This window comes from Novosphingobium sp. HR1a (assembly GCF_015594425.1).
Lineage (GTDB): Bacteria > Pseudomonadota > Alphaproteobacteria > Sphingomonadales > Sphingomonadaceae > Novosphingobium > Novosphingobium resinovorum_A.
On the sequence record NZ_JABXWS010000126.1, the window covers coordinates 1 to 2,432 of the forward strand.

Here is a 2,432-nt window from a genome sequence, read left to right on the forward strand (position 1 = left end):
TGCGCGGTGACCCCCCGCCAGATGTTGAAGCTGAGCGCGTCGTCCTGCCGGTCGCTCGTCCCGTGCTGCCAGCTGATCTGCGGTTCGATCTCGAGCGTGGCCACCGTCACGAACGGGCTTTCGTCTTCGCTCCATTCGACGGTCGAATCCTCGACGGGCATCTTATCGAGATCGGTGTTAAGCTGGACACGCAGTTCCCATTCGCCACCATGCTCGATCAGAGCGCGGCTGACGTCTTCGCGCAGAGCATCGGGGCGGTCGGTCACGTCGATCTTCACGTCCGTCAGCGAGGTCAGCGAAGCGGCCACCGGCACGAGGCTGAACTTCGCGATATAGTCGCCGAACCGATAGGGGGTCTGGGAATAATAGGTTTCGCCGAGCGGGTGGACCTGGGGGGCGCCCCCCAACTGTTGGATCGTCGGCGATTCGTAGCCCACGGCGGACAGCGCGGCGTTGACGCCCTGCAGCACCGAGGATAGCACTTTCTTGCCGCCTTCGGCAACATCCGTGGTCTTGGCCAGCAGTTTCAGGTTTTTGAGAAACGCCGCGGTATCGGGAGCGGTGAAAACCGGCCCGTTGACCATGATGAAATCCTGCGAGGTTTCGCCTTCCGATCCGGGCAGCCGATCACCGGGAACATCCATTACCTTTAGCGCCAGCCCGCGCGGAAGGGCAATCGCATCGTCGAGCACATCGCCTGCATTGGTGGAGATGCGGATGACGGCGTCGAAGCTGGCAGGATGCGAAAAAATCCCCTGGGCGAGGTCCGGGGGAAGCCCGGCGTTCACTGTCAGGCGGCCGATGGCAATGCCATGTGCCTTGGCGTGAACGGCCCGGAAACCTGTCTTGTAATCCTGAGCAGTGGTTTGCTGAATGGAATCGAGTTGTTCTTCAAGCCCCCGTATAGTTTCTGCCTCATCCGGCTTCACTTGCTCGACAGAAGGGGAAAAACGGACGGGATGGGTCATGGCGCATGTTCCTGTAAGATTTTAAGTATCTAACGCTGACAACGCGCAGCAAGTTTCCCGCCCCGCAGGCCCAGACTAAATAGGGTCGGCCAGCAATCGGGAGCTATCGGCGCGATAGACTCGAACGCGCGGCGAGGCATGAGCAGCACCATCTGGCCGCACTCGAACACGGCGGCGCCGCGCGGAACCGGCCCCAGCTCTTCGGCGATCCCGGCGGCCACCGTGGTCGCCGCAGCAACATAGCTCACCGTGCCGGACCTGTATTCCATGAGCGCCTCGACGGCTTTGCCAAGAGGTGTGCTGTCCCGTCCAGCCCGGGCATGCCCGCAATTCCGGCGGCGGTGAACAAGGTGGGAGAAGATGCCCTGCGACTGCCATCTTGGCGGATTGCCCACCATCTTCATACGCGCGTTGCCTTCCCAGCCAGCGCCCTATGCCGACGAAATTGATGAACGTCAGCAACCCGTTGGCTGCGATCAGGCTGACTTGCCCCGGGCAAAGCCCGACGATCGTCCAGGCAACCGAACCGATGGTAACGACCGCAAAGCCCATTTCCTCACACGGGCGGCCAGATTGATGTGGGTCATCATGGCCGCAAACATCGTTCCGATCGGAGCCAGCCATTCTGCGATGTCGGTCAGTGTCCAGTCCTTGCGTGTATGGCAGACTGCATCGGTTTTTCGGTCTTTGCTGCCGCTCAACGCATGGGAGTATGCGATGGGACGAGATGAGAGTGTGAAACTCGCATTTATGCCGATTGATCTTGAGCTGGTACGGTCATGTCGTTCTGGCGGCGTACCAGGCGGCGTAAGGTGTAGTCCTCGCCATATGGCGATTGAGGTCCGGCGCTCCGTCATCCCACCAGACCTGTCCTCGTTCTCCCAGCGCGCGCTTGGCCCGATCGACTGCCGCGTGCGCCTCGTCTTCGGCGACGGTGTCTTTTGACCGCCGCGCCGCTGCTATCGCACGGCGGGCCCTCATCAGTTCTGTAACCAGATGTGCTCGGCGGTCTTCGGGAAGGCGGGGATCGGACATCCGCCACAGCCGGCCGCGAACCACGAAGTAGCGGCCGTCCGGCGTGACGGGATGGTCCCTAGCGGCTGGCGGTCGGTCAGTCATGGAACGAAGTCGCAAGCCTTGGTCGCGCCCTGCCGGGTTCCCACTGCACGACAGGACGGCTCAACTGCTTCTCCGGATGGGTATATACTGGCAGGTAAAGGTGGGTTCCATGCCGGGAGAAGCCGGCGTCAAATGCACGTAAAGTCGATCGCCGACCGGCTGGTCGGTCAAGCAGAACGCTTGCTCCGCTTCATACAGGTCGTCCTTGTGCGGATCGGCCCATTGCCTGACCGACTTCACCGCGCGCGACTTGGCCTTGCCCTCGCTTTCAGCCACGACAAAGACGTTGCGGTGTCGTTCCGCAAACTCCCCGGGCTCGTAGCCACCGAGATTGACGAAAAAAAG

Annotated in this window: 3 protein-coding genes and 1 pseudogene; 1 reads left to right on the forward strand and 3 read right to left on the reverse strand. The window is 61.6% G+C overall.

Translation table 11 applies throughout. The features are described from left to right. Nucleotides 1–968 (reverse strand): catalase family protein (locus HWN72_RS30515; RefSeq protein ID WP_211152303.1); only part of this gene is annotated, 968 nt, incomplete at its 3' end. Between the two features lie 29 nt (nt 969–997). Further along, nucleotides 998–1,237 carry a hypothetical protein gene (locus HWN72_RS30520; protein WP_037518345.1) on the reverse strand — a complete coding sequence of 80 codons (240 nt, stop codon included), beginning with the start codon at nt 1,235–1,237 and terminating at the stop codon, nt 998–1,000. 91 nt (nt 1,238–1,328) lie between these two features. On the opposite strand from HWN72_RS30520, the gene HWN72_RS31975 reads away from it, so the two are divergent. Then, a complete protein-coding gene (locus HWN72_RS31975) occupies nt 1,329–1,913 on the forward strand; it encodes a hypothetical protein (protein ID WP_211152304.1) in 585 nt (194 codons plus the stop codon). A gap of 234 nt (nt 1,914–2,147) precedes the next feature. On the opposite strand, the pseudogene HWN72_RS30530 reads toward HWN72_RS31975, so the two are convergent. Beyond that, nucleotides 2,148–2,432: pseudogene (locus HWN72_RS30530) on the reverse strand (DUF1543 domain-containing protein); the annotation flags it as partial.

What these genes read in the sequence shown, in the direction of transcription:
- HWN72_RS30520 (WP_037518345.1), bottom strand. Translation starts at nt 1,237, where the DNA reads ATGGAATACAGGTCCGGCACGGTGAGCTATGTTGCTGCGGCGACCACG.
- HWN72_RS31975 (WP_211152304.1), top strand. Translation starts at nt 1,329, where the DNA reads ATGCCCTGCGACTGCCATCTTGGCGGATTGCCCACCATCTTCATACGC.